General features: G+C 68.0%; 26 protein-coding genes and 1 pseudogene. 12 read left to right on the top strand and 15 right to left on the bottom strand.

Features of this window, described 5'->3' with window-relative positions:
- Together ACXRVZ_RS24245 and ACXRVZ_RS24240 are read left to right on the top strand one after the other, a co-directional pair.
- Positions 1-293, top strand: a pseudogene (locus ACXRVZ_RS24245) (oxidoreductase); the annotation flags it as partial.
- Between the two features lie 128 nt (positions 294-421).
- Positions 422-1,753 carry a methyl-accepting chemotaxis protein gene (locus ACXRVZ_RS24240; RefSeq protein WP_458232920.1) on the top strand — a complete coding sequence of 444 codons (1,332 nt, stop codon included), beginning with the start codon at positions 422-424 and terminating at the stop codon, positions 1,751-1,753.
- Positions 1,754-1,768: 15 nt separating this feature from the next.
- Here ACXRVZ_RS24240 and ACXRVZ_RS24235 read toward each other — a convergent pair whose 3' ends face one another.
- The 9 genes from ACXRVZ_RS24235 to ACXRVZ_RS24195 form a co-directional block, all read right to left on the bottom strand.
- Entirely contained in the window at positions 1,769-2,251 is a 483-nt protein-coding gene (locus ACXRVZ_RS24235) for a hypothetical protein (protein WP_457421038.1), read from the bottom strand.
- 95 nt (positions 2,252-2,346) lie between these two features.
- A complete protein-coding gene (gene rpiA / locus ACXRVZ_RS24230) occupies positions 2,347-3,006 on the bottom strand; it encodes a ribose-5-phosphate isomerase RpiA (RefSeq protein ID WP_457421036.1) in 660 nt (219 codons plus the stop codon).
- Positions 3,007-3,057: 51 nt separating this feature from the next.
- Complete coding sequence (locus ACXRVZ_RS24225) at positions 3,058-4,824, bottom strand: glycoside hydrolase family 16 protein (RefSeq protein WP_457421034.1); 1,767 nt, start codon at positions 4,822-4,824, stop codon at positions 3,058-3,060.
- Positions 4,825-4,829: 5 nt separating this feature from the next.
- Positions 4,830-5,471, bottom strand: coding sequence for a PEP-CTERM sorting domain-containing protein (locus ACXRVZ_RS24220; RefSeq protein WP_458232919.1), 642 nt, complete (start codon positions 5,469-5,471; stop codon positions 4,830-4,832).
- 20 nt (positions 5,472-5,491) lie between these two features.
- The gene (locus ACXRVZ_RS24215; protein WP_457421030.1) at positions 5,492-6,166 is read right to left on the bottom strand and encodes a PEP-CTERM sorting domain-containing protein; all 675 of its coding nucleotides are present in this window, start codon (positions 6,164-6,166) and stop codon (positions 5,492-5,494) included.
- Positions 6,167-6,352: 186 nt separating this feature from the next.
- A complete protein-coding gene (locus ACXRVZ_RS24210; protein WP_457421028.1) occupies positions 6,353-7,828 on the bottom strand; it encodes a carotenoid oxygenase family protein in 1,476 nt (491 codons plus the stop codon).
- A gap of 7 nt (positions 7,829-7,835) precedes the next feature.
- Positions 7,836-8,267: a DUF2141 domain-containing protein gene (locus ACXRVZ_RS24205; protein ID WP_457421026.1), complete on the bottom strand. Its 432-nt coding sequence runs from the start codon at positions 8,265-8,267 to the stop codon at positions 7,836-7,838.
- Between the two features lie 114 nt (positions 8,268-8,381).
- A complete protein-coding gene (locus ACXRVZ_RS24200; RefSeq protein ID WP_457421024.1) occupies positions 8,382-9,503 on the bottom strand; it encodes a 3-deoxy-7-phosphoheptulonate synthase in 1,122 nt (373 codons plus the stop codon).
- Between the two features lie 30 nt (positions 9,504-9,533).
- Positions 9,534-10,457 carry a DMT family transporter gene (locus ACXRVZ_RS24195; RefSeq protein WP_458232918.1) on the bottom strand — a complete coding sequence of 308 codons (924 nt, stop codon included), beginning with the start codon at positions 10,455-10,457 and terminating at the stop codon, positions 9,534-9,536.
- Positions 10,458-10,558: 101 nt separating this feature from the next.
- On the opposite strand from ACXRVZ_RS24195, the gene ACXRVZ_RS24190 reads away from it, so the two are divergent.
- Genes ACXRVZ_RS24190 through ACXRVZ_RS24180 form a run of 3 tightly spaced genes read left to right on the top strand, consistent with a single transcriptional unit; the run spans position 10,559 to position 13,066 of the window.
- Complete coding sequence (locus tag ACXRVZ_RS24190) at positions 10,559-11,512, top strand: LysR family transcriptional regulator (protein WP_457423465.1); 954 nt, start codon at positions 10,559-10,561, stop codon at positions 11,510-11,512.
- A gap of 14 nt (positions 11,513-11,526) precedes the next feature.
- On the top strand, positions 11,527-12,567 hold the full coding sequence (locus tag ACXRVZ_RS24185) for a quinone-dependent dihydroorotate dehydrogenase (RefSeq protein ID WP_458232917.1): 1,041 nt from the start codon (positions 11,527-11,529) through the stop codon (positions 12,565-12,567).
- Between the two features lie 10 nt (positions 12,568-12,577).
- Positions 12,578-13,066: an outer membrane protein assembly factor BamE gene (locus ACXRVZ_RS24180; RefSeq protein ID WP_457423469.1), complete on the top strand. Its 489-nt coding sequence runs from the start codon at positions 12,578-12,580 to the stop codon at positions 13,064-13,066.
- Positions 13,067-13,156: 90 nt separating this feature from the next.
- Here ACXRVZ_RS24180 and ACXRVZ_RS24175 read toward each other — a convergent pair whose 3' ends face one another.
- The 5 genes from ACXRVZ_RS24175 to ACXRVZ_RS24155 form a co-directional block, all read right to left on the bottom strand.
- The gene (locus tag ACXRVZ_RS24175) at positions 13,157-13,633 is read right to left on the bottom strand and encodes an FxDxF family PEP-CTERM protein (protein ID WP_457423471.1); all 477 of its coding nucleotides are present in this window, start codon (positions 13,631-13,633) and stop codon (positions 13,157-13,159) included.
- A gap of 213 nt (positions 13,634-13,846) precedes the next feature.
- Positions 13,847-16,189: a DNA topoisomerase IV subunit A gene (gene parC, locus ACXRVZ_RS24170; protein WP_458232916.1), complete on the bottom strand. Its 2,343-nt coding sequence runs from the start codon at positions 16,187-16,189 to the stop codon at positions 13,847-13,849.
- On the bottom strand, positions 16,186-16,839 hold the full coding sequence (locus ACXRVZ_RS24165; RefSeq protein ID WP_457423475.1) for a lytic transglycosylase domain-containing protein: 654 nt from the start codon (positions 16,837-16,839) through the stop codon (positions 16,186-16,188). Before ACXRVZ_RS24165 ends, parC begins: the two co-directional genes overlap by 4 nt.
- On the bottom strand, positions 16,836-17,360 hold the full coding sequence (locus ACXRVZ_RS24160; protein WP_457423477.1) for a GNAT family N-acetyltransferase: 525 nt from the start codon (positions 17,358-17,360) through the stop codon (positions 16,836-16,838). Before ACXRVZ_RS24160 ends, ACXRVZ_RS24165 begins: the two co-directional genes overlap by 4 nt.
- A gap of 12 nt (positions 17,361-17,372) precedes the next feature.
- Positions 17,373-19,379 (bottom strand): DNA topoisomerase IV subunit B, encoded by a 2,007-nt coding sequence (locus tag ACXRVZ_RS24155; protein ID WP_457423479.1) that lies wholly within the window; start codon positions 19,377-19,379, stop codon positions 17,373-17,375.
- A 76-nt stretch (positions 19,380-19,455) separates the two neighbouring features.
- On the opposite strand from ACXRVZ_RS24155, the gene ACXRVZ_RS24150 reads away from it, so the two are divergent.
- From ACXRVZ_RS24150 to ACXRVZ_RS24120, 7 genes are all read left to right on the top strand, one after another.
- Positions 19,456-20,835 (top strand): amidohydrolase family protein, encoded by a 1,380-nt coding sequence (locus ACXRVZ_RS24150; RefSeq protein WP_457423481.1) that lies wholly within the window; start codon positions 19,456-19,458, stop codon positions 20,833-20,835.
- 13 nt (positions 20,836-20,848) lie between these two features.
- Positions 20,849-22,063: an MFS transporter gene (locus ACXRVZ_RS24145; RefSeq protein WP_457423483.1), complete on the top strand. Its 1,215-nt coding sequence runs from the start codon at positions 20,849-20,851 to the stop codon at positions 22,061-22,063.
- Positions 22,060-22,185 (top strand): hypothetical protein, encoded by a 126-nt coding sequence (locus ACXRVZ_RS24140; RefSeq protein WP_457423485.1) that lies wholly within the window; start codon positions 22,060-22,062, stop codon positions 22,183-22,185. Before ACXRVZ_RS24145 ends, ACXRVZ_RS24140 begins: the two co-directional genes overlap by 4 nt.
- Positions 22,182-22,694, top strand: a complete 513-nt coding sequence (locus ACXRVZ_RS24135; protein WP_457423487.1) for a class I SAM-dependent methyltransferase — start codon at positions 22,182-22,184, stop codon at positions 22,692-22,694. Before ACXRVZ_RS24140 ends, ACXRVZ_RS24135 begins: the two co-directional genes overlap by 4 nt.
- A gap of 30 nt (positions 22,695-22,724) precedes the next feature.
- Positions 22,725-23,606: a 4-hydroxy-tetrahydrodipicolinate synthase gene (gene dapA / locus ACXRVZ_RS24130; RefSeq protein WP_457423489.1), complete on the top strand. Its 882-nt coding sequence runs from the start codon at positions 22,725-22,727 to the stop codon at positions 23,604-23,606.
- A gap of 66 nt (positions 23,607-23,672) precedes the next feature.
- On the top strand, positions 23,673-24,845 hold the full coding sequence (gene bamC / locus ACXRVZ_RS24125; RefSeq protein ID WP_457423491.1) for an outer membrane protein assembly factor BamC: 1,173 nt from the start codon (positions 23,673-23,675) through the stop codon (positions 24,843-24,845).
- A gap of 28 nt (positions 24,846-24,873) precedes the next feature.
- On the top strand, positions 24,874-25,653 hold the full coding sequence (locus ACXRVZ_RS24120; RefSeq protein ID WP_457423493.1) for an MBL fold metallo-hydrolase: 780 nt from the start codon (positions 24,874-24,876) through the stop codon (positions 25,651-25,653).
- Between the two features lie 133 nt (positions 25,654-25,786).
- Here the strand turns inward: ACXRVZ_RS24120 and ACXRVZ_RS24115 are convergent, their stop codons facing one another.
- The gene (locus ACXRVZ_RS24115; RefSeq protein ID WP_457423495.1) at positions 25,787-25,981 is read right to left on the bottom strand and encodes a hypothetical protein; all 195 of its coding nucleotides are present in this window, start codon (positions 25,979-25,981) and stop codon (positions 25,787-25,789) included.
- Positions 25,982-26,191: the final 210 nt, after the last annotated feature.

Genomic DNA, 26,191 nt, shown 5'->3' with positions numbered 1-26,191 from the left:
GGCCAGTTCGCCTTCGCTGGCCGCAGGCGCCGCCTGCATGCGCAGCTGCCCCTGCTTGGCGCGCCCTGGCAGCAGCAGGGCCGCTGGCCGCGCAGCTGCGCCTGCAGCCGCGCCGGCCGCGCCTGCTCGTGTGCACCGGCTTCGGCTCGCGCGGCATCACGTGGGCGGCGCTGGCCGGGCGCCTGGTGGCGGCGCTAGCGCTGGGTTCGCCACGCCCGCTGGAGGCCGAACTGCTGGACGCCGTCGACCCGCTGCGCTTCGCGTTGCGGCGGCAGCGCAGGCCTGAACGCTGAGCCGAGGGTTCAAGCAACTATTGCCGCTTTGTCCCCTTCATCGCGCTTCCTCCCCAACGGGCACGGGCGCACACTGCGCCGTGTTGCCGGGCCTGCCCGGCTTTCCCAATATTGATGGAGACGACGGCATGTTCGGTTCAGGCAGCGGTTCGCAACGGCTCAAGGTGTCGCTGGGCGTGGTGCTCGGCGTGGTGACCGTAGGGGTCGGCGTGGCGCTCTCCGGTCTCGGCGACAACGCGGGGTCGGCCAAGACCTGGCTCACCGCCAGCCTCGTCATCACCTGGCTGGTCAGCCTGTTCGCCCTGCTGACGACCGGCAGCGGCAAGGGCTCCAGCCTGCATGCGGCCACCGAGGCGGCCGAGGCGCTGGCTCGTTTCGACCTGACCCACCCCATCCCCGCCGGCGGCGCCGACGACGTCGGCCGCCTGCTGACCGCGCTGGACGGCACCCAGCGTTCGCTGCAAAAGCTCATCACCGAAGTGCGCGGCGCGGCCGACAGCATCGGCACCGCCAGCGCCGAGATCGCCACCGGCAACCTGGACCTGAGCCAGCGCACCGAGCAGACCGCCAGCAACCTGCAGAACACCGCCTCGTCGATGGCCGAGCTGACCGGCACCGTCAAGCAAACCGCCGACGCCGCCATGACGGCCAACCAGCTCGCCAGCTCGGCCGCCTCGGTGGCCAAGYGCGGTGGCGAGGCCGTGTCCCAGGTCGTCGCGACCATGGACCAGATCAGCCACAGCTCGCGCAAGATCAACGAGATCATCGGCACCATCGACGGCATCGCCTTCCAGACCAACATCCTGGCGCTGAACGCTGCGGTGGAAGCCGCGCGAGCTGGTGAACAAGGCCGCGGCTTCGCCGTTGTGGCCGGCGAGGTGCGGCTGCTGGCCCAGCGCAGCGCCGAAGCCGCCAAGGAAATCAAGAGCCTCATCAGTGCCAGCGTCGAGCGCGTCGACTCCGGCACCCAGCAGGTGCAGGCCGCCGGTGCGACGATGACCGAGATCGTCGCCAGCGTGCAGCGCGTGACGGACATCATTGGCGAGATCAGCGCCRCCGCCCGCGAGCAGAGCGAGGGCATCGGCGTCGTCAACGGCTCGGTCGTCCAGCTCGACCAGATGACCCAGCAGAACGCCGCGCTGGTGGAGGAATCCGCCGCCGCCGCCGAGAGCCTGCGCGAGCAGTCGACCCGCATGGCCGAGGTCATCAGCGTGTTCAAGCTCAGCAATGCGGGCCAGCGTTCCAACGCGCCGGCCAGGTCGCCCGCGCACAAGCCGCAGGCCGCCAAGCCCAGCAACTTTTCCAAGCCTGTCGGCAGCGCCTCCAATGGCTCCAAACCGGCGTCCAAAGCAGCCGCCCCGCGTCCGGTCGCCAAGGCCTCAGCGTCTGCGCCCGCTCCTGCACCGCGTGCCGCTCCGGCAGCCGCGCCGGCCCCAGATGGCGATTGGGAAACCTTCTAAGCCGGCAGCACCGGTTCAGTCTTCCGCAGGGGCGCCATCGGGTGCCCCTTTTGCTTTGTAGCTCGCCTTGCGGCCCCGAGCCGGGTACCAGACCTCGCGCTCCACCCAGTGCCGCAGCCGGCCGGCGTTGTCGTTGCGCTGTTCTCCCAGCCAGGCCAGCGCGGCGTCGTCAAGCAGGTAGATGCCATCGGGCAGCTCACGCAAGCCCTGCGGCCAGCGCAGGCGCAGCCGTGACGCCGGAACGCGGGCACCGAGCGCGGTGGCCAGGTCGTCCAGTGCCAGCCAGCGTTGGGCCTCGACCTCGTCATCGACGACGCGAATGCGGTGGCCCTTGAACTGGTAGAAGTGGCCCTCCACGGGCCGGAACGCAAGGCCGCGCGCGGCGCGCCAGACCGTCGCAAGCAAGGCCATCTGGTCGCCGGCCATGACATGCGCCCAGAGCATGAGGCTGACCAGCAGGCCCACCCAGCCCGTCATCCACCATCCAAAGCCGCTCACGGCGGAGCAGACGGCCAACCGAAGCAGCAGCGCACGCCACCAGTGGTGACGTTCGTGCGAAGCCGCGTTGAAATCGAGCGGCGTGCGACGCTTGTTCAGAACGTCAGCGTCTGCACGCCGTCCACGCCCCCGAGCAGGCAGACCTGAGCCTTGTGGCGGGCGAACACGCCCACCGTGACGACGCCGGGCCACTGGCTGACCTCGGCCTCGAAGGCCAGCGGGTCGGTGATGGCAAGACCCGTCACGTCCAGGATGTGGCCGCCGTTGTCGGTGACGACGCCGGCACGCAGCTTCGCGTCGCCACCCAGTTTGGCGAAGCGGCGCGTCAGCTGCGCTGCAGCCATGGGGATGATCTCAACCGGCAGCGGAAACTTGCCCAGCACGGGCACGAGCTTGGAGGCGTCGGCGATGCAGACGAACTTTTCGGCCAGGTCGGCGACGATCTTCTCGCGCGTCAGCGCGGCGCCGCCGCCCTTGACCATGAAGCCCTTGCCGTCGATCTCGTCCGCGCCGTCGATGTAGACGGTCAGGCCGGTCACCTGGGCGGCGTCAAGCACCTTGAAGCCGTGTTTTTGCAGGCGCTGCGTCGAGCGCTCCGAACTGGAGACAGCCCCAGCGACCGCGATGCCGCTGGCGGCGAGCGCGTCGATGAAGCAGTCCACCGTGGAGCCGGTGCCGACGCCGACGATCTCGCCGGGGGTCACGTAGTCAAGCGCGGCGCGGCCGACGAGTTGTTTGAGCTGGTCTTGGTTCATGGCCGCGATTTTGCCGGGACAGGTGGCACTGCCACCCATCCCGCGCGGCGCTTACTTGATGACGACGCTCTTGGCCGCCGAGTCGCTCGCCACCTGGCGCTGGGCATCCCAGGCCGTGAAGCGGTACTCGACGACGTCGCCGCGCTGAAGCCCACCGGCCGTGTAGCGGCTGGTCGTGCCGTCCTGGCGCAGGCGCACGGTGCGGGCATCACCGCCGTTGACCGTGTAGTGCACGTCCACCCAGCCCGATGCCGTGGCGCTGAAGTCCAGCGTGTTGGCACCACTCTGCACCGCATCACCGCTGGCGGGCGCCGCAGCGGCCGCCTTGGCGAGCGCCACCTGCTGCACGCCAGCCGTGCCCGAATCCCAGACGATGTCGTCGAAAGCGATCTGGAACTGCTGGCCCGGCAAGGCACCGTCGACGCTGAAGAACTGGAACAGGTCCAGCATGGATTGCAACGCGATCAGCGGGCCGGCGATCTCCGCCACCGGAATCGTGGCCGTCCCCCATTCGCCGTTGCGCACCAGGCCGTAGGCCGTCGTGTTGGCCGGGAAGGTGACCGAGCTCTGGTTGGTGTAGGTGTCGTAGATGCCGATCTTGAAGGCGACGTTGGCCGGCGCCTTGATCTTCAGCTTGATGTTGCCGTTGCGGAAGCCGCTCATGTCGTGCACCTGGCGCGACTGGATGCTGCCGCCGAACCACTGCCCCGGCGCAAAGTACTTGAAGGCCAGCACGCCCGAGCCCTCATACGGCGGCAGGTCGCCGCTGGTCATGGAGCCCTGGTTCCAGACGTAGATGTCGGAGGACACCCCCGGCACCTGCTTGTTGTTGACCGGCGTGTTGTCGGTGAAGACACCGAACTTGCCGACCTCCGGCGTGATGCCTATGCCCAGCTTCACCTCACCCTTGCCGTCCAGCTCGTAGACGCGCACGTAGTCCACATACGCCGTGCCGGGCAGCGGCGCGGTGATCTGCGCCGGTGTCGCGGCGGGCGTGAAGTTGCCGCCCACGGCCAGGTTCAGCAGCAGGTAGAAGGGCTCCTGCAGCGCGGGCGAACCGACCGTGGAGATGGGCGCCTTGTACATGTCCAGCTCGCGGCCGTTGTCGATGAGGCTGAAGCGGATCTGCGTGTCGGTCCAGTACAGGCGGTAGGTGACGAAGCGGTTGGCCAGCGAGCGCGAGGGCGTGACCCAGTTCTTGGTTTGCCAGGCGGTGGACGCGGCGCAGCTTTCATTGCCGGGCACGCAGGCCGCGTCGGCGAAGGTGATGACGTTGGAGCCGACGAACTGCTCTGGCGACACCGCCGGCAGCCCGGCGGGTTGGCGGCCGCCCTGCTCCATGATGTCGATCTCGCCCTTGCGCGGCCAGGACTGCGGACTGGTGCCCAGCATCCATGCCGCCGGCCACAGGCCCACGCCCACCTTGGGGCTGGCCATGCGCACCTCGACCATGCCGTACTTCACCTGCACCTTGCCGGACGTGTCGAGCTTGCCGGAGGTGAACTGGTTGCTGCCGATGGTCTCGCGTTTGGCCGTGATGGCCAGCGCGCGTGTGCCCGGCTCGAAGGGCACGTTGGCGATGCTGAGGTTGTTGGGGCTGTAGTACTGAAGCTCCTGGTTGCCGTAGCCGCACAGGCCGATCTGGCAGCCGTTGCCGGTGGTGGCGGTCCAGAGGGTGGTGTCCAGGCTGGCGCCGTTGAATTCCTCGGACCAGAGCAGCTTGCCGATGACGGGGCTGGTGACGCTGGCGGACGCAGCGGCGGTGGCGGCCACCAGCGCGGCGCCCGCGAGGGCGCGAACGATGTGTTGACGGGTCATGGCGTTCATCCTTGCGTGTGCTGTTGCTTTTGCTTGCGACGCAGCTGGGCGCCAACGACGAGGGCGCCCAGCGCCATCAGGCCGTAGGTGGACGGCTCGGGCACGGCGCTCAGGACCGTGATGCGGGCGGCGGGCTGGCCGATGAAGGGAGAGTTCACCGCCGTCCAGGCGCCGTCGGGCGCATAGGCCCAGGCCGTGGCCGCACCGGGCGAGTCAATGCCGCTCTGCCATTGGCCGTCGAAGCCTGCGTCGGCCTTGGCGGCCAGCCAGTAGCTGCCCGCCGCGAGCGACCAGCCCGCGGGGGTCAGCAGCGTGTTGACGACCGGGTTGGCCAGGTAGGTGCTGTAGAGCCAGCTCGTGCCGGTAGGCACGGTGCCTTGCCGCGCCAGGATGCCCAGGGTGACGCCGCCGGCGCCGTCGAGGCGTTCGATGGAGGTCAGGATGGACTGGATGGACGTGGCGCTCGTGATGTCGAAGGGAATGGCGATGTCCTGGCCCTGGAAGAGCGGCGTCGTCCAGCCGAGGACCTCGTTGCCGGGGGCATAGGAATCGAACACGACGGTGCCCGCGGCACTGGCGTGTGCGGCCMAGCCGCACAGCAGCAGCGCGGCGGCGAGCTTGGAGAGGGGTTGAATCTGGAATTTCATGGGTTTGTCTCCTTGGGGGCTCAGGCGCGGCGGCGGCGAGCGATGGCGCCGACGACGCCGAGGCCGGCGATCAGCAGCGCGTAGGTTTCGGGCTCGGGCACCGGGGCGGTGGTCAGCGCAAGCTGCACGTCATCGAGGTAGACGGCGTTGACGCGGCCATCCAGCAGCGGGCCGACGGCGGTGTTGATCTCCAGGAAAGCGGCGGTCGTGCCGACTGGAATCGCTGCGGTCTGGAAGCTGATCAGCGTCCAGCTGTTGGCGTTGATGTCGTTCTGGAAGAAGTGGTTGCCGCTGCTCCACAGCGTGCCGGCATCGCCCCGGAAGCTCAGCGCGAACATGATGTTGCCGGTGGTGCTGACGTCGCCCTTGACCCAGAAGCTCAGCGTGGGCGTGTCGCCCGCGTTGGCGGCGGTCAGCGCCGGCATGCCGCCGTGGGCGAGCGAGTCCTGGAACAGCGTCGAGGCGCCAAAGCCGTTGGGCACCGTCAGCAGCACCGAATGGCTGCCGCTGTGGGCGTTGCCGGACAGCGTGACCGGGTTGCCGGTGGGCGCGGTCAGCCAGCCTTGGGCGACGGCACCGCCGGGCACTTCAAAGCCGCCGTTGGCGAAGCCGTTGCTGGTGGCGGCGCCTGCGGTGCCGGTGGCAGCGGCAAACAAAAGGGTGGCAATGGCCGTAGGGGCCTTCAGATTCAGCATGTCGTCGTCTCCTGGGTTTTTGGTGCGGGATTCATCCCGCGCGAGGCGACGACGTACTGCTGTCGACCGCCGGAAGTGAAAGCGCTTTCTGAAAGCGCTTTCAGCAAACGGCGCGACATTAGGGGCCTTGCAGAAGGCTGTCAATGTGGCGTGCCCTGCCCCTAGGGGAAGCAGGGGGGCAGACGCTCAGGCGGGGTAGAAGCGGCCGTGGAAGCCGTAGGGCACGGCGTAAGGCAGCCACGCCCGCGCCAGCGGGCCATCGGCCAGGCGCAGCGCGTCGAAGACGCTGAGGAAGCTGCGGCGGCGCTTGACGTCGTAGCCCATGCCGACCAGCCAGCCCTCGCCTTCCTTCGCGCTGCCGGGCCTGGGCACCAGCACATGCTCCTCGACGACCACGTCGTTGCCGAAGCTGAAGCGCTCGCGGGCGCCGCTGTCGATGTCCAGCCGCATCAGGGCGTTGAAGCCCCAGCGTGTGCCGGTGTCGACGCTGGTGGGATACCAGACGAAGCGGTGGCGTTGGGCCACGACGCGCGGATCGACGACCGGAAACTCGACGGCCTCGCTGCGCGCGGTGACGCTCGGCCGGCCGGTCAGCAGATCGACCTCCAGCACGCGTGGCGTGGAGTCAGCGCGCACCGGCCGCTCGCCGCGCATCATCTGCTCGGCGGCCGCGTTGAACTCGGGCAGCGGCACGCCTTGCACGTAGTCCACGCGCAGCAGGCGGCCGTCGTCCCAGGCATTGCCGAAATGGAATACATGGCAGGCCGGCATCTCGTAGATGCGGCGCTTGCTGAAGTCCGCCTTGTCGATGACGAGCACGCGCGTGGGTTGGCCGGCGCCCCAGCGCATCGCCTCCAGCATGGACTGGCCGCCGCGCACGGCCGCCCAGTCCATCGTGACGGGCGCCAGTAGGAAGACGAGGTGGCGCTGTGACACGGCGAAGTCGTGCAGCATGGCCGGCGCCTGCACGTCCAGCACGGCGTGGCGGCGCACCTGGCCGTCGCCGCCGATCTGGTAGACCGCGAGCCGGCCATTGGCGCTGCCGAAGTTCCACACCGTGCCGTCCGCCTCCACCTTGGGATGGGCCGAGAACGGCATGCCGCGCAGCTCGTCGGACCAGGTCTTCACGCCGCGCGTGGCCAGCGTCGCCGGGTCCAGCTCGTAGGCGCCGCCGCCTTCCCACAAGGCGTAGAGGTGGTCGCCCTGCATCAGCACGCTGGTGTTGGCGACGTTGACGCTGTCCGGCCCGCGCACCGGGCGCTCGGCGGGGATGGCGGTGCCGAAGGCGGGCAACAGGAAGCGGCCGGCTTCCTGCTCGGCGCGGAATTTCTCGGTCTGCACGAAGCGGGCGCGGTGGCTCACGCGGCCGTTCTGAATCGTCCAGGCCTGCACGAGGCCATCGCCATCGAACCAGTGGCGGTAGCGCTGGCCGCCGCGCTGCATCAGGCCGGGGCCATTGCGGAAGTAGCGACCGCTCAAGCCGGCGGGCAGCCGGCCTTCGACGATGACGTTAGGGGCGTCCAGGCTTTCACCGTCCAGGCCACGCATCGGCGCCAGTTCTGGCGCATTGGCGGCAAAGCCGGGCAGGCCGAGCGCCATCAATTCAGGGCTGAGGCCGCCGGCCAGCAGCGCCGTCAGCAGGGAGCGGCGTGTCGTGCTCATGTCGGCCTCAGTTCAGCCGAACCTTGACCGACGCACCGGCTGCGGGCGTCAGCACGGCCTGCTCAAACTTGGGCGGGCCGTACTGGCCGATGGCGTTGTTGGAAAAGCCATAGGGCTCCATCGGGATGCCCATGGGGTTCATGTCCAGCCGGCCATTGGCGTTGGCGTCGTGGAACAGGCTGAGCGCCAGCGGGCCGTCGGGCAGGTCCTTCAGCACGACGGTCAGCTTGCCATTGACCGCCGCGTCAACGGGCAGGCTCCGGCCGGTGATGGCCTTGTCCAGCCACTGGTTAGACGCCGTGTAGACGCCCACCAGCAACACCGAACCAGCGGTGCGGCTCGCGTCCAGGCCCTCCACTTCAAGAGTGATGTCGGCCGCCTGGCTGCTCAGTGGCAGCAAGGCGATCAGGGTGGCGGTGGCCAGGGCTTTCTTCATCATCGCGGTCTCCAGTTTCAGCAGTGGGAATGGCTGAATGATGGAAACCGCGCCGCCGCGGCGCGAGCGCGCTGCGACGGGTGGCGATTGACGGGCGTGAACGGCGCCCGGGCCGCGTCAACCGCGGCGCTTCTGAACGGCAGCGGCCAGTTCGCGCAGCAGCGGCTCGGTCTGAGACCAGCCCAGGCAGGCGTCGGTGATGGACACGCCAGGCTTCAAGTCAGCCTTGGTCTGGCCCTCGGCCAGGTCTTGCCTGCCGGGTTGCAGATGGCTCTCGATCATGACGCCGGTGATGCGCGCATCACCTCCGGCGATCTGGCCCGCCACGTCCTGGCCCACGTCGATCTGGCGCTCGTACTTCTTGCTGGAGTTGGCGTGCGAGAAGTCGACCATGACCTGCTCGCGCAGGCCCGAGGTCTTGAGCGCGGCGCAGGCGGCGTTGACGGAAGGCGCGTCGTAGTTGGGCGCCTTGCCGCCGCGCAGGATGACGTGGCAGTCCTCGTTGCCGCGCGTCTCGAAGATGGCGGCCGTACCCATCTTGGTCATGCCCATGAAGGCATGCGCGCTGCTGGCGGCCAGCACGGCGTCGCTGGCGACCTTGATGCCGCCGTCCGTGCCGTTCTTGAAGCCGACCGGGCAGCTCAGGCCCGACGCCAGCTGGCGGTGGCTCTGGCTCTCGGTCGTGCGCGCGCCGATGGCGCCCCAGGCGATCAGGTCGGAGATGTACTGCGGCGACAGCAGGTCCAGGAACTCGGTGCCGGCCGGCAGGCCCAGGCGGTTGACGTCCAGCAGCAGCTGGCGCGCCAGGCGCAGGCCCTCGTTCATGTGGAAGCTGCCGTCCAGGCGCGGGTCGTTGATATAGCCCTTCCAGCCCACCGTGGTGCGCGGCTTCTCGAAGTAGACGCGCATGACGACCAGCAGGTCACGGCTCAGTTCCTCGCGCGCAGCCTTCAGCAAGTGCGCGTACTGCATCGCCTGGTCATGGTCGTGGATGGAGCAGGGGCCGACGATGACGAGCAGGCGGTCGTCGCGGCCATGCAGCACGTCGCCGATTTCCTGGCGGGCCTTCTCGACCAGCTCCAGCGTCGCATCGGGGATGGGCAGCTCTTCCAGCAGCAGCGCCGGGCTGATCAGCGCACGCACGGCGCCGATGCGGGTGTCGTCGGTGCGCGTCGTGTCGCGCGTTTCGTCGCGGGAGCCGGCTTCGCGGTCGTGGCGGGGGTCGTCGAGGGGTTTCATGTGCAAGGCTCCCAGGGAAGCCTTCTATTTTCACCGCTTGGCCGCAGCCACGCACACGGACAGTGCGGACAGCGCAAAACCGGCCATCGCCAGGGGCTCCAGGTGCTCGCCCAACAGCACGAAGCCCATCAGCGCCGACACGCCCGGAATCAGGAAGAACAGCCGCGCCACCTGGCCCGCCTGGCCGCGCCGGATCATGATGAACATCAGGCTGAAAGCGCCGATGGAGTTGACCAGGCCCAGCCACAGCCAGGCGCCGATCAGCTCGGGCGTCCAGTCGATGGCGAAGCCCTCCATGGGCCCAGCGAACGCGGCCACCGCCAGTGCCGACACGGCCATCTGGATACCGGCGCCGCTGCGCAAGTCCATGTGAGCGCAGAAACGCTTCTGGTAGAGCGTGCCGGCCACCAACCCGAGCAGGCCGACGCCAGCGACAGCGTAGGCGGTCCAGGCGCCGCCCAACGGCTTGTCCGCGATGACCAGCGCGACGCCGGCCAGCCCGCCCAGAAGTCCGAGCATCTGTCGTCCATTCAGCTGCTCGGCCAGCCACAGGTGGGCGCCCAGCGCCGTCGCCAGCGGCATCAGCCCGATCAAGAGGCCGGCCACGCCTGCGCTCAGGCCGGCCCGCAGCGCGAAGTAGATGCATGAGAAGTGCAGCACCTGCATCAGCAGTCCGACGACGGCCAGATGCGCCCAGCCACGCGCTCGCCGCGGCCAGGGCGCGCCGGTGGCAACGGCGACGGCCAGCAGCACGACGGCCGCGAGGCCGAAGCGCAGCGTCAGCAGCGTCAACGGCCCGGTGTGCGGCAAGGCCAGCTTGCCGGCCACATAGCCGCTGCTCCACAGCAGGATAAACAGCAGCGGCAGGCTGGACGCCGCAGCAACGGACAGCAGTTGATCGAAACGGCCGGGCCGGAACGACCGGGCCATGCAGGGCGACAAGGTGGTGGACATGACGGCTCCTTGGAAAGACAGGGCTTGACTCTAGGAATCAATGATCCAAGACACAATCCGGCAGAAAGTCGATTCAGAGTTTCCAAAAGGAGCACAGTTCCATGGGCCGCCTCGAAGACTTGCAAGCCTTTGCCCGCGTCGTCGACGCCCGCGGTTTCTCCGGTGCCGCGCGGCTGCTGGGCACGACCAAGTCGGCCATCAGCAAGCAGGTCGTGCGGCTGGAAGACCAGCTCGGCACCCGGCTGCTGCACCGTACGACGCGCAGCGTCAGCCCCACGGCCGAGGGCCGCAGCGTCTACGAACGCGCGCTGCGGCTGCTGGAGGAATCTCAGGCGCTGGAGACCGAACTGGCAGGCCGTCGTGACGAGCCGCGCGGCGTGCTGAGGCTGTCGGTGTCCACCGCCTTCGGCAACCTGCAGTTCACGGCGCTGATGGCCGAGTTCTGCGCCCGCCATCCGCAGATCGACGTCGTGCTGGGCCTGAACGACCGCTATGTGGACCTGGCCGAGGAAGGTTTTGATGTCGTGCTGCGACTGACACACAAGCCGTCCGACGGACTGGTGGCAAGGCGGCTGGCGGCCATCCGTTTCGTGCTGTGCGCCGCGCCGGCCTACCTCGCCGCCCATGGCGAGCCGCAAACGGTGGCTGACATCGCCGGCCACCGCTGCCTGCGCTTCGGCTATCTGCAGTCACCCGACCGCTGGCGCTTTCGCCATGCCGACCACGGCGAGGCCGAGGTGGAAACGCGCGGCGCCTTGCGCTTTGAGAGCGGCTTGACGGCCAACAGCAGCGAATCCCTGCGCGTGGCGGCTCTCGCCGGCATGGGCCTGGCGGTGCTGCCCACCTATGCCATCGGTGCCGATCTGCGCGCCGGGCGTCTGCAAGCGGTGCTGCCCGGCTGGCAGCCCATCGGTGGCCTGGCCGATGCCGACACGCTCTACGCCGTCTACCTGCCCAGCCGCCACCCGGCGCCCAAGGTGCGCGCGCTGATAGCCTTCATGCTGGAGAAGATGGGCGACGTGCCGCCGTGGGAGCGGGAAGGCGAGGCAGGCTGAGAGAATTGCGGGCTATGCCGCTGATCCCCTACGCCCTCACCCGCCCCTTCCTGTTCGGCCTGGACGCCGAGCACGCCCATGAGCTGACGCTGGGCAGCATCGCCAGGTTGCAGAACACGCCCGCGCAACTGCTGTGGTGCGGTGAGCGCATCAGCGACCCGGTGACCGTCGCCGGCCTGCGCTTTCCCAACCGCATCGGCCTGGCCGCCGGCCTGGACAAGAACGGCCGCTGCATTGACGGCCTGGGCGCCATGGGCTTCGGCTTCATCGAAGTGGGCACCGTGACGCCCAAGGGCCAGCCCGGCAACGACAAGCCGCGCATGTTCCGCCTGCCCGAGGCCAACGCGCTCATCAACCGGCTGGGCTTCAACAACGAGGGCCTGGCCAGCTTCATCGCCAACGTGCAGCGAGCCCACAGCTTCCGCAAGGCCGGTGGCATCCTCGGCCTGAACATCGGCAAGAACGCCGCAACGCCCATCGAGAACGCGGCCGACGACTACCTGCTCGGGCTGGAGGGCGTGTTCCCGCACGCCGACTACATCACGGTCAACATCTCCAGCCCCAACACAAAGAACCTGCGCGCACTGCAGAGCGACGAGGCGCTGGACGCGCTGCTGTCGCGCATGCACGAACGCAAGCTGCAGCTGCAAAGCCAGACCGGTCGCAAGGTGCCCATGTTCGTCAAGATCGCGCCCGACCTGGAAGAAGCGCAGGTCGCCGTCATCGCCCAGACGCTGAAGGCCAACGACATCGACGGCGTCATCGCGACGAACACGACGATTGCGCGCGATGCGGTGCAAGGCCTGACCCACGCGAACGAAACCGGCGGCCTGTCGGGCGCGCCCGTCTTCGAGGCCAGCAACCGCGTCATCCGCTTGCTGCGAGCGGCCCTGCCGTCCGGCTACCCCATCATCGGCGTGGGCGGCGTGCTGAGCGGTGCCGACGCCCGCTCCAAGATCGAAGCGGGCGCCGACCTTGTCCAGGTCTACACCGGCCTCATCTACAGGGGCCCTGCCCTCGTCAGCGACTGCGCGAGAGCCCTCGCCCGACGCTGAAACCAATCCCATGCGCCTCGCCATCCTCGCCCTGAGTACCGCGCTGCTCGCCGGTTGTGCGACGGCGCCGGCCCTGCTGCCCGGCACCAGCCGCAGCGAGGATGTCATCGCCGCCTACGGCCAGCCCAGGCGCATCTGGCCCGAGGCCGACGGCGGCCGCACGCTGGAATATTCGAGCCAGCCCATGGGCCGGCATTGCTACATGGTGCGCCTCGCGGCTGATGGCCGGCTGGTGAGCATCGAAGACGGCCTGTCAGCCGCCAACCGTGCCCGCATCGAGCCGGGCATGACGCCCGAGCAGGTCAGCCGCATGCTGGGCACCGAGCGCAGCCGCGTTTTCTTCCGCCTCAGCGGCGAAGACGTCTGGGACTGGACCGTCGAGCCCGACCAGATCGGCAGCTATGGCCTGCGCTTCAACGTCCACTTCAAGGACGGCCGGGTGCTGCGCACCACGCAGAGCATGGTGTTCCCAAGCCGGTTTCCGGGCATGGATGACTGAGACGAAAAAACGCCCCGGCGCTTTTGGCACCGGGGCGAGTCGGAGACATGCAATGGCGAGATCCGGAGATCCCGCTGATCCGCTTGGGAATCAGTCGTTGCGACGACGACGCGAAGCGACGAAGCCGACGATGCCCAGGCCAGCGGCCAGCATCGCGTAGGTTTCGGGTTCCGGCACCGCAGCGGCGACGGCAGTGGAAGACAGGCTAAAGCTACCGGTCTTGCCGCCCAGAACGGCGTAGTAATAGCTGCCAGCGGCCAGGCTGAACGTGTCGGTCGCGCTGAAGGACGGGCCACCGACACCCCAGCTGTACACGGGCGTGTCATCGGACTTGTAGAGGCCGAAGGAACCCACGATGCCGGAGGAAGCGAACGTGGCCGTCACGTCAAACGTACCGCTCAGCGTGAAGTCGTATTCCTTAAAGAACGGGCCGGTGATCGGCGTTTCGAGGCCAATCTCGAAAGCCTTATGTGCGCCACCGTCGAAGGTGGAACCGGACAGGGCTTGCGCGCCAGTAGCGCCAAATGCTGCAAAAGCGGCAACAACCGCGAGGGACTTAAATTTCATGGGGTAACTCCTTGGTCCAACAAAAAGATGGGCGACGAAGTAATTGTGCACTGCAGCGAAAGCTTGAGAAGTACTTCACGCCCCAAGTGCTAGGGGGCTCCCCCCTGAATAGGTAGACCGTTTGTAAATGGTGGTAACCCTTGGGGTAATTTGCACCTGGCTGACAAGGTTTCCACCAAAGCGGTGCAATTCAATCCTAATTTGGGGTCCGATTCAAACAACACCGAGTCGAAGGACCTTCAGAAGTCCCTCCACCGCCTTGCCCTTACGAGCGCGCTTGCCGGCGTGAGCGGCCAGCGATTGGTTCTTCAGCACTTCCTCGCGCGGCTTGCCGCCCCGGCCGCTGCCTTCAACTCGCAATTGTTGGGTGAAGCAGGCCAGCGACACGACGCTGTCCTTGGCCTCCAGGTCCATCAGCGTCAGGCCCTTGCCGCCCTTGGGCTGGTGCTTGAGCTCGTCGAGCGGGAAGGTCAGCAAGCGGCCTTGGGCGCTCAGCACGCCAAGTTGCAGGGCGACGGCGTCGTTGGGAACGACGGCCAGCAGCGGTGATTCACCTTCGTCCAGCGCCAGGAAGGTCTTGCCGGCCTTCTGGCGGCCGACGAGGTCGCCGAGCTGGGCGATCAGGCCGTAGCCAGTCGAGCCGGCCATGACCAGGCGCTGCGTCGGCGCGCCGGCGATGTAGTGGGCGATCTGGGTGCCGCTTTCCAGCTCGATCAGCGTCGTGATGGGCTGGCCGTCGCCACGGCCGCCGGGCAGGGCCGAGACGGGCACCGCGTAGACCCGGCCGTTGCCGCCGATGACGATGAGCGGGTCGACGCTGCGGCAGCGGAAATGCCCCCACAGCGCGTCGCCGGCCTTGAAGATCTGCGCGGCGACGTCGACCTCGTGGCCCTTGAGCGCCCTCGCCCAGCCTTTCTGGCTGACGATGACGGTGACCGGCTCGTCGACGACCTTGACCTCGGCGGTGACGCGCTTTTCGGCCTGGATCAGCGTGCGGCGGTCATCGCCGTACTGCTTGGCGTCGGCCTCGATCTCCTTGATGACGGTGCGGCGCAGGGCAGTGGCGGACCCGAGGATGTCTTCCAGCTTGGCGCGTTCGTCGCGCAGCTTGGACAGCTCCTGCTCGATCTTGATCGCCTCCAGCCGCGCCAGCTGGCGCAGGCGGATTTCGAGGATGTCCTCGGCCTGGCGGTCGCTGAGCTTGAAGTGCGCGATCAGCGCCGGCTTGGGTTCATCCGATTCGCGAATGATGCGGATGACCTCGTCGATATTCAGCAGCACGAGCTGCCGGCCTTCGAGCACATGGATGCGGTCGTTGACGTGGGCGAGGCGATGCTCGGTGCGACGGCGCACCGTCGTCTGGCGGAAGCCCACCCACTCGACCAGCACCTCGCGCAGGCTCTTCTGCGTCGGCCGCCCGTCGGCGCCGATCATCGTCATGTTGACGGACGCGCTGGTCTCCAGGCTGGTGTGGGCCAGCAGGGTGTTGATCAGGTCCTGCTGCTCGACGGTGCGGCTCTTGGGCTCGAAGACGATGCGCACGGCCGCGTCCTTGCTGGACTCGTCGCGCACGCCGTCCAGCACGGCCAGCAGGCCGGCCTTGAGCTGCAACTGCTCGGCGGAGAGCGTCTTCTTGCCGGCCTTGACCTTGGGGTTGGACAGCTCCTCGATCTCTTCCAGTACCTTCTGCGCGCTGGTGCCGTGCGGCAGCTCGGTGACGACGAGCTGCCACTGGCCGCGSGCCAGGTCTTCGATCTTCCAGCGCGCGCGCACCTTGAGGCTGCCGCGGCCGGAGAGGTAGGCGGCGCGGATCTCCTCCGGCGCGCTGATGAGCTGGCCGCCGCCGGGGAAGTCGGGGCCGGGGATCAGGTCAAAGAGCGCGTCATCGCCGAGCTTGTCGTCCTTCAACAGCGCAACGGCGGCGGCAGCAACTTCACGCAGGTTGTGGCTGGGGATCTCCGTCGCCAGGCCGACCGCGATGCCGCTGGCGCCGTTCAGCAGCACGAAGGGCAGTCGCGCCGGCAGCTCGACGGGCTCCTGCGTCGTGCCGTCGTAGTTGGGGCGGAAGTCCACCGTGCCTTCGTCGATCTCGTCCATCACCAGGCGGGCGATGGGCGCAAGGCGCGCTTCCGTGTAGCGCATCGCCGCAGCGCCGTCGCCGTCACGGCTGCCGAAGTTGCCGTGGCCGTCGATGAGCGGATAGCGCAGCGAGAAGTCCTGCGCCATGCGCACCAGCGCGTCGTAGACCGACTGGTCGCCGTGCGGATGGAAGTTGCCGAGCACGTCGCCAACGACCTTGGCGCCCTTGACCGGCTTGGCGCYGGAGTTGCCGCTCCAGCCCAGGCCCAGGCGATGCATCGCGTAGAGGATGCGGCGCTGCACGGGCTTCTGGCCGTCGGAGTAGGACGGCAGCGCGCGGCCCTTGACGACGCTGAGGGCGTATTCGAGATAGGCCTGCTGGGCGTAGACGGCCAGCGTCAGCGCGTTGCTGTCGTCGCCATTGGAGCCGCCACCGTCGGTGGGGCCGGAAAAGTCGATGGTGGTCTGGGAACTCATGGGTGCAGGGTCAGGTGCTGCGCGCGGGCCGGTTGGCTCTGCTGCAGCAAGGCCCAGTACAGCTCAAGGACGAGCTGTACATGGGCCTGGGTTTCGTCAATGTCGGGCACGCGGTTGCCGGCGCGGCGCACGGCGCCCTCGCCGGCATTCCAGGCTGCCAGGGCCGTGTCTATCGATCGGAAGCGGCGCATCAGGTCGGCCAGCATGCGTGCACCGGTGTGGATGTTGATGCGCGGCTCGATCAGCCGCGCGGCGTCGGCTGGCGTGGCGTAACGGCTGGCCGTCTCCGGCGTGATCTGCATCAGGCCCAGCGCGCCGCGTGGCGAGATGGCACCGCGCTGGTAGCCGGACTCGACGGCGATGATGGCCTTCAGCAGTTCGGCGTCCACGCCGTGCTTCTCAGCCGCTTCGCGCACCCAGGGCTGCACGGCCTTGACTTCGGGGGCGATGTCCAGCCAGTTCAGCAGGGCCAGACCCGCATCGGTCTTGCCCGGCACGCGCTGCATGCCGACGCTGCCCAACACGGCCTTGTAGCGCGCGTCCAGCTGGCGCGGCGCAAAGTGGGCCATGCCGGCGGCGTCGACAAACCCCCACAGCTCGGCTCGCACGGGCAGCGCGATGGCCAGCAGCAGGAGCAGCCACGCCTTCATGCGGCCTCCAGCCCCAGTGCGACACGCGCCTGGTATTCGCGGTCCAACAGGGACATGACGACCAACGAGTCGTAGCCATCGGCACCATCCGTCGTCACGCGAACGCTCTCGCGCAGCCGGCCCTCCTCGACAAAGCCTTCGTTCTGATAGAGCTTGAGCGCGCGGGTGTTCAGCGCCTTCACGTCCAGCCAGAAGCGGTGCGCCTTCAACTGTTTGAAGGCCATGGCCTTGAGTTGCCGCACGGCTGCCCCGCCCAGGCCCCGGCCCTTGGCCTGCAGCACGAGGCGCTTCAGCTCGACGGAGCTGTTGGGGTTGCGGCAGCCCTGCAGGATGACGAAGCCGATGCGCTCCAGCGCATCCCCTTCTTCAAGAATGAAGTGGCGCGAGTCCGGGAAGCGGATGGCGCCCTCGTGCTGCGGCCGCTCCCAGGGCGTGATGAAGGGCAGGTTGGCGCCATCCCGCTCGACCGAGACGACCCAGTCCAGGTCGGACAGCATGGTGGGGCGCAGGCGCAGGCTCATCGCGGCTGGATCTCAGACGTCGATCTCGACCGAATCGCCGTGCAGTTCCATCAGCTCACGTCGCGATGCGGCTTCGCCCTTGCCCATCAGCTTGTTGAAGGACTCCACCGTCGCGGCAAAGTCGAGCAGGCCGTACTCGACGCGCGACAGGCGGCGCGTGTCCGGGTTCAGCGTCGTGTCCCAGAGCTGCTCGGCGTTCATCTCGCCCAGGCCCTTGAAGCGGCTGATGCTCCACGAGCCTTCGCGGGCGCCTTCCTTGCGCAGCTTGTCCAGCGTCGCGGTCAGCTCGCCATCGTCCAGCGCGTAGAGCTTGGCGGCCGGCTTCTTGCCACGCGCCGGCGCGTCCACGCGGTACAGCGGCGGGCGGGCGACGTAGACGTGACCGGTCTCGACCAGCTTGGGAAAGTGGCGGAAGAACAGTGTCAGCAGCAGCACCTGGATGTGCGAGCCGTCGACGTCCGCATCGCTCAGGATGCAGACCTTGCCGTAGCGCAGGCCGCTCAGGTCCGGCGTGTCGTTGGGGCCATGCGGGTCCACGCCCAGCGCGACCGAGATGTCGTGAATCTCGTTGTTCTTGAACAGCAGGTCGCGCTCGACCTCCCAGGAATTCAGCACCTTGCCGCGCAGCGGCAGGATGGCCTGCGTCTCCTTGTCGCGGCCCATCTTGGCGCTGCCGCCGGCCGAGTCGCCCTCAACGAGAAAGACCTCGTTGTGCAGCAGGTCGCGGCTTTCGCAGTCGGTCAGCTTGCCGGGCAGCACGGCCACGCCGGAACCCTTGCGCTTCTCGACCTTCTGACTTGCGCGTTGCCGGGTCTGCGCCTGCTTGATAACCAGCTCGGCGAGCTTCTTGCCATGGTCGACATGGTGGTTAAGCCACAGCTCGAAGGCCGGTTTCACGTAGGCCGTCACCAGCCGCAGCGCGTCGCGCGAGTTCAGGCGCTCTTTGGTCTGGCCCTGGAACTGCGGGTCCAGCACCTTGGCGCTCAGCACGAAGCTGGCGCGGGAGAACACGTCGTCGGGCATCAGCTTCACGCCCTTGGGCAGCAGCGAGTGCATCTCGATGAAGCCCTTGACCGCGCCGAACAGGCCGTCCTTCAGGCCCGACTCGTGCGTGCCGCCAGCCACCGTCGGGATCAGGTTCACATAGCTCTCGCGCAGCGGCGAACCGTCCTCGGTGAAGGCCACGCACCAGGCGGCGCCCTCGCCTTCGGCGAAGTTCTCGCTCTCGCCGGCGGTGGCAAAGCCCTCGCCCTCGAACAGCGGGATCAGCGGGTCGCTGTGCAGGGCCTGGGCGAGGTAGTCGCGCAGGCCGGCCTTGTAGAGCCAGGTCGTCAGCTCGCCGGTCTTCTCGACCTTCAGCGTGACGGTCACGCCCGGCATCAGCACGGCTTTCGACCGCAGCAGGTGCACAAGCTCGTGCTTGGGCAGCTCGGCGCTCTCGAAGTATTTGGCCTCGGGCCAGACGCGCACCGTCGTGCCCTGCTTACGGTCGCCGCTGGCGGTGGGGCGCGAGGCGACCTGCTGCACCACGTCGCCATGCTCGAAGGCAATGCCGGCCACCTGCTTGTCGCGCCAGACGGCCACTTCCAGCCGCTTGGCCAGCGCGTTGGTCACCGACACGCCCACGCCATGCAGGCCGCCCGAGAAGCTGTAGGCGCCGCCCGAGCCCTTGTCGAACTTGCCGCCGGCATGCAGTCGCGTGAAGACGATCTCGACGACCGGCACGCCTTCCTCGGGGTGCAGGCCGAAGGGGATGCCGCGGCCGTCATCCGCCACCGAAACGGAGCCATCGGCATGCAGAACCACGTCGATGCGCTTGCCGAAACCGCCCAGCGCCTCGTCGGCGGCGTTGTCGATGACCTCCTGGATGCAGTGCAGCGGGTTCTCGGTGCGCGTGTACATGCCCGGCCGCTGTTTGACGGGCTCCAGGCCCTTCAGAACGCGGATGGAGGCTTCGCCGTATTCGGCAGGATTGGCGGCTGGTTTGGCGGCGGGAGAGGAAGACGGTCGGGTCGACATAGGGGCGCGATTCTAAGAAGTAGGATTCGCGGCCCTCGAAGACGAGTCTTTCCGCTTGAGATTCCTGATTGCTTGCTTGGCTCTGACCTGTAGTTTTTCACAGGCTCAGTCACCCTCCCCTCAGCAACAGCCCTACCAGGCCAGCGCCCCGCTGTCCTGGGAGCTGAAGAACGCCCGCTGGTTCGACGGCCGGGCCATCCAGCGCGGCAACCTCTACGTCGAGAACGGCGTCTTCGTCGCCAAGAAGCCGCCCAAGGTCAACCGCAAGATGGACATGCGCGGCCAGGTCCTCATCAATCCGCTGGCCGAGGCCCACAACCACAACCTGCAGACCGCCTGGGGCTGGGGCCAGTTCGCCGACCAGTACATCGACGAAGGCGTCTTCTACGCCGCCATGCTCTGCGGCGACCCGGACAGCGTCGCCGACGTCAAGCCGCTGGCTGCCTCGCCCGCCGCGCCCGACGTCAGCTTCGTCACCGCCTGCATCACGGCCAGCGACGGCTACCCGCTGGCCGCCGTGCTGCCCGAACCCACCGCCGAGGCCGCCGCCGCGCAGAAGCAGCTCGTCCTTGTCGACAGCCCCGAGCAGGCCGCGCGGCAGTGGCCGGCCATCAAGGCCCGCGGCGGCACCTGGCTGCGCATCGTGCTGGCCCACAGCGAGCGCCCGGACCTGCGCCAGCGCACCGAGCACTTCGGCCGCCTGGGCCTGAGCCCCGAGACCGCCAGCGCGCTGACCCGCCTGGCCCATGCCGACGGCCGGCGCGTCGTCGCCCACGTCGAGACCGCAGCCGACTTCGACGCCGCGCTCGCCGCCGGTGTCGACGCCATCGCCCACCTGCCCGGCTACGCCAACACGCTGGACGAGCCGCCCACGCGCTTCGCCGTCAGCGAGGCTTCCGCCAACCAGGCCGCGCGCCAGCGCACCGCCGTCATCACGACGACGGCCGCCACCGCGCTGTTCAAGCTGGACGACACATCCCTGGCGACGCTGAGGGACGTGCAACGCGCCAACCTCGCCCGGCTGCAAGCGGCCGGCGTGCAGCTGCTGGTCGGCTCCGATGTCTTCATCGCCACCGCCCGCGCCGAGTTGCACGCGCTGGACGACCTCGGCCTGGACCGCACCACACTGCTGCGTCTGGCCACCATCGACACCCCGCGCGCGCTCTTCCCCGGTCGCAAGCTCGGCTGCTTCGAGCCCGGCTGCGAGGCCAGCTTCCTGGTGCTGGGCGGCGATCCCATCGCCGACCTGGCCCAGGTCGACATGCCGATGCTGCGCGTCAAGCAGGGCCGGCTGCTGACCCGCCTGGCCGACGTCGCCGCGTCCAGCTCGCAGGCCAGCGCCTCGACGGCCGATCCGCCGAAGAAGGCGGCCGCCAAGAAGAAGGCTGGCAAAGCCAAGGCCAAAGCGCCACCCAAAGCGCAAACCAAGGCGACCAGCAAGGCCAAGCGACGCTGATTAAAGTCGGCCGATGAACACTGCCCGCCCCGCCGCCCCCGGCCTGTCCGTCCAGCAAGTGCTGCTCTGTGGCGCCCTGATCGTCACGTTGTCGATGGGCATACGCCATGGCTTCGGCTTCTGGCTGCAGCCCATCATCACGGAGCGAGGCTGGACGCGCGAGACCTTCTCCTTCGCCCTGGCCATCCAGAACCTCGCCTGGGGCGTCGCCGGGCCGATTGCCGGCATGCTGGCCGACCGCTTCGGCGCCTGGAAGGTGCTCATCGGTGGCGGCCTGGCCTACGCGCTGGGCCTGGTGCTGATGGCCGTCACCAGCCACCCCGTCACCTTCACGCTCGGCGCCGGCGTGCTGATCGGCATCGCGCAGTCGGGCTCCACCTATGCCGTCATCTACGGCGTGCTGGGCCGCACCGTGTCGCCCGAGAAGCGCTCCTGGGCCTTCGGCGTCGCGGCGGCGGCGGGCTCCTTCGGCCAGTTCGTCATGATCCCCATCGAGACCTGGCTGATCAGCCACGTCGGCTGGCAGGGCGCGTTGTATCTGCTGGCCGGCGCAGCGCTGCTGATCGTGCCGCTGGCGCTCGGTGTGCGCGAACGCAGCGTGGCGGCGTTCAGCGGCGCCCACCAGAGCATTGCCCAGGCGCTGCGCGAGGCCTTCGGCTACCGCAGCTTCCAGTTGCTGATGCTGGGCTACTTCGTCTGTGGCTTCCAGGTGGTCTTCATCGGCGTGCACCTGCCCAGCTATCTGAAGGACCATGGCCTGGGCATCGAGGTGTCCACCGGCGCGCTGATGCTGATCGGCCTGTTCAACATCTTCGGCACCTATGCCGCAGGCATGCTCGGCCAGCGTTTCCCGAAACGCTACCTGCTGTCCGGCATCTACGGCTTGCGCGCGGTGGCCATTGCCACCTTCATCTCCGTGCCGCTGACGCCGATCAGCGTCTACGTCTTCGCGGCCGTCATCGGCTTCCTGTGGTTGTCCACCGTGCCGCCCACCAACGCCGTCGTCGCGCAGATCTTCGGCGCCCAGCACCTGTCCATGCTCGGCGGCTTCGTCTTCCTGAGCCACCAGGTGGGCAGCTTCCTGGGTGTCTGGCTGGGCGGCAAGCTCTACGACGCGACGGGCAGCTACAACGTGGTCTGGTGGCTGTCCATCGCCCTGGGCGTCATGGCCATGCTGGCCAACCTGCCGGTGCGCGAGACAGCCATTCTGCGGACCCAGCCGGCATGAAGCCACGCCGCTGGATCTGGGCCACGCTGGCCGCCGCCGTGCTGGCGGCGACCGTGGCGGCCTACCGCCACCCGGCGGTCATGATCCAGCTCAGCGAGCAGCTCTGGTCCTGCTTCGGATGACGCCGTCCGCGTGGCTGCAGCGCTTTGCGCCGACTGCTCCCGGCACGGCGCTGGACGTGGCCTGCGGCTCCGGCCGCAACTTGCGCTGGCTGGCGCAGGCCGGATGGCAGGTCACCGGCGTCGACCGTGACACGGTCGCCACAGCGGCGCTGCAAAGCCTTGCAAAGATCGTCGATGCCGACATCGAGAACGGCCCCTGGCCCTTGCCGCAGCAACAGTTCGATTTGGTTGTCGTCTGCAACTATCTCTGGCGCCCGCTCTTCGACGACATCCGCGCCGCCGTCAAACCCGACGGCTGGCTGATCTGGGAAACCTTTGCCGATGGCCAGCAGACCATCGGCCGGCCGGCGCGGCCCGATTTCCTGCTCCAGCGGGGCGAGTTGCTGCGCGTTTGCGAGGGCTGGCGCATCGTTGCTTACGAGGACCTGCTCGAGAGCGGCGCTGATATCAAAACCTCGCCGCGCTTCGTCCAGCGCGTTGCGGCGATCCGGCCGCCGCCAGCAGCCTAAAATCGCCCGATTCCTCAAGATATTCCCACCATGAAGCCCATCCTCGGCAGCATCGTCGCCCTCGTCACACCCATGAATGACGACGGCAGCATCGACTACCCCGGCCTGCGCCGCCTGATCGACTGGCATGTCGAGGAAGGCACGGCCTGCATCGGCGTCGTCGGCACCACAGGCGAATCGCCCACGGTCAGCATGGACGAGAACCGCGAGATCATCCGTGTCGCGGTCGAGCACACCAAAGGCCGCGTCCCCGTGCTGGCCGGCACCGGCGCCAACTCCACCGCCGAGGCGATCGAGCTGAGCCGCTACGCCAAGGAAGTCGGCGCGGACTGCACGCTGTCCGTCGTGCCTTACTACAACAAGCCCTCGCAGGAAGGCATCTACCAGCACTTCAAGGCGATCGCCGAGGCCGTGGACATCCCCATGATGCTCTACAACGTGCCCGGCCGGACCGTCGCCGATCTGCTGCCCGAGACGACGCTGCGCTGCGCCACGCTGCCCGGCGTCTTCGGCATCAAGGAAGCTACCGGCAACATCGAGCGCGCCGCTTTTCTGATCAAGCACGCGCCCGAAGGCTTCCACATCTACTCCGGCGACGACGGCACGGCCATCGCGCTGATGCTGCTTGGCGGCCACGGCAACGTCAGCGTGACGGCCAACGTCGCGCCGCGCCAGATGGCAGAGCTGTGCCGCCTAGCGCTGGAAGGCAACGCCGTCGAGGCCCGCAAGGTCCACCTCAAGCTGCTCGGCCTGCACAAGCAGATGTTCTGCGAACCCAGCCCCGGCCCGGCCAAGTGGGCCTTGTCGCGCCTGGGCCGCTGCGGCGCTGCGCTGCGCCTGCCCATCACACCGTTGACAACGGTCGGCCAGGTCGCTGTCGGCCAGGCGATGGTCGAAGCCGGACTGCTCTGAGTCCTCTGGTCTAATGCGCGGCTGCCCGCCGAAAGCGGGCAAACAGTTCCCTCGGAGATCTCCAGCGTGACGTCCCTTTTCTCGCATCGCCCCACGGCGACCCGCATCGCCTGCACGGCCTTTGTCCTGTCCCTCGCTGGCTGCAGCACCCTTGACGGCATGTTCTCGTCCGACAAGGTCGACTACAAGACCCAGTCGCGCCAGACCACAGGCCTGGACGTTCCGCCCGACCTGACCCAGCTCGCCAAGGACAGCCGCGCCCAGGTGCAAGGCGGCTCCATCACCGCCTCGGCCCTGTCCGCCACCCGGCCTGCTACCGCCGCCGCGACCTCGACGATGGCTGCCAACAGCGTCGCGCCGAACTCGGCCGGCGACATCCGACTGGAGCGCAGCGGCACCGAACGCTGGCTGCACACCTCGCTGACGCCGGAGCAGATCTGGCCCCAGCTGCGCACCTTCTGGCAGGACCGCGGCCTCTCGCTCACCAAGGAGCAGCCCGAGGTCGGCATCATGGAAACCAACTGGGCAGAGAACCGCGCCAAGCTGCCGCAGGATTTCATCCGCTCGGCCATCGGCAAGATCTTTGACGGCCTGTACTCGACCGGCGAGCGCGACATGTATCGCACCCGCATCGAGCGCGGCGCCAACGGTACCGACATCTTCATCAGCCACCGCGGCATGCAGGAGGTCTACACGACCTCGGCCAAGGACTCCACCGCCTGGCAGCCCCGCGCCAGCGACCCGTCGCTGGAAGCCGAGATGCTGTCGCGTCTGATGCTCAAGCTCGGTGGCCAGGAAACTGCTGCCAAGGCCATCGTCGCCGACGCACCCGCTGCTGCCGCCAAGCCGTCGCCGCTGGCCACGGGTGGCGAAGGCACGCGCACGCGCCGCCCGCTGTCCGAAGTGCCCGACAGCCTGGCCGTCAACGACGGCTTCGACCGCGCCTGGCGTCGCGTCGGCCTGTCGCTGGATCGCCATGGCTTCACCATCGAAGACCGCGACCGCGCCGCCGGCCTGTTCTACCTGCGCTACGCCGACCCCGAGAAGGCCGGCCAGGAAGAACCCAACTTCTTCCAGCGCCTGTTCGGCGCCAAGGGCTCCACGCCGGTGCGCTACCGCGTGTCCGTCAAGGCCGAGGGCGAGAAGAGCACCGTGCGCATCCTCGACGACCGTGGCCAGGCGATCACCGACGACAACGCCAAGCGCATCCTCGGCCTGCTGATGGACGACCTCAAGTAAGGTCTCCCAGCGGCGAAGGACTGCCGCCATGCGCTTTCGCAACCTGGGCAGTGGCAGCGGCGGGAACTCGACGCTCGTCGAGGCCAGCCAGGGCATCACGACCACCCGCGTTCTCATCGACGCGGGCTTCAGCGAACGCGAGCTGACACGGCGCCTGGCGCAGGCTGGCTGCACGCCGGCCGACGTCGACGCCATCTTCATCACGCACGAGCATGGTGACCACGTCGGCCGCTCGGTCGCGTTCGCGCGCCGTCATCGCATCCCATTGATCACGAGCCGCGGCACCTGGCGCGCCATCGGTTGCGACGACTTCGAGGCCTGCCTGCTGTGCCTGGCGCGCAGCGGCGAAGCCATCGCTTTAGGCGACCTGGAGTTGCAGCCCTTCGCCGTGCCGCACGATGCGCACGAGCCGCTGCAGCTAGCCTTGAGCGACGGTGCGGTGCGGTTGGGCATCGTCACAGACTTGGGCAGCGCGCCAGCGGCCGTGTCCGAGGCGCTGCGTGGCTGCCACGCGTTGCTGCTGGAATGCAACCACGACGAGGCCATGCTCAGGTCCGGCCCCTACCCGCCTTCATTGCAACGGCGCATTCTGGGCACTCACGGCCATCTATCCAACGAAGCCGCCGCCGACCTGCTGTCGCGCTGCCGGCATACGGGCCTTGGCGCCGTTGTGGCAGCGCATCTGAGCGAGAAGAACAACTCACCCGCCCTGGCCCGGGGGGCGCTGGCACCAGTACTGAATTGCGCTGCGGACGATATTCGCGTCGCCGACCCGGTGCGGGGCTTCGACTGGTTGGCCGTCGGCTGATTGCCCAACTCGCCGGCCGCAAAGTTTTGTAATTCAGGCCACAGAAAGCCAATTCAGCCTCGATTGCGGTCCGAAAAAGAAAAGAGCCGTCGCTGCTTGCGCAGCGACGGCTCTTTCCGTGCGGACGAAGCGATTACTTCGAAGCGGCGGACGCAGCAGCGTCGGCAACTGCGGAAGCAGCGTCGGCAACGGCGCTGGCAGCGGCGGAAGCAGCTTCCGGAGCCGGAGCGACCACGACCGGGGGCGCAACAACTTCAGGTTCCTTCTTGCTGCAAGCGGTCAGAGCAGCAGCAGCCAGCAGGGAAGCCAACAGGATCGACTTGTTCATTACTTGTCCTCAAACGTTTAAACGACGGTGCACACCATAATTTTGGGATCGTGCGCCAGCGTTTGAACGCTGATTGCAGACCCCGACAGAAAAGACGCGGAAAACCTCGAGCGCTTCCCTCGCCTAGCCAGTGATTATAGGGGTTTGCTTGTCACAAATACTCATAGCCCCAAAGTCGTGGGAGCGAATGAGTCGCAGGAGCGTTGCGCC

Source organism: Roseateles sp. P5_E8, assembly GCF_054177665.1.
The sequence above is the reverse complement of the archived record's forward strand: the minus strand, read 5'-3'. Positions and strand labels throughout refer to the sequence as shown.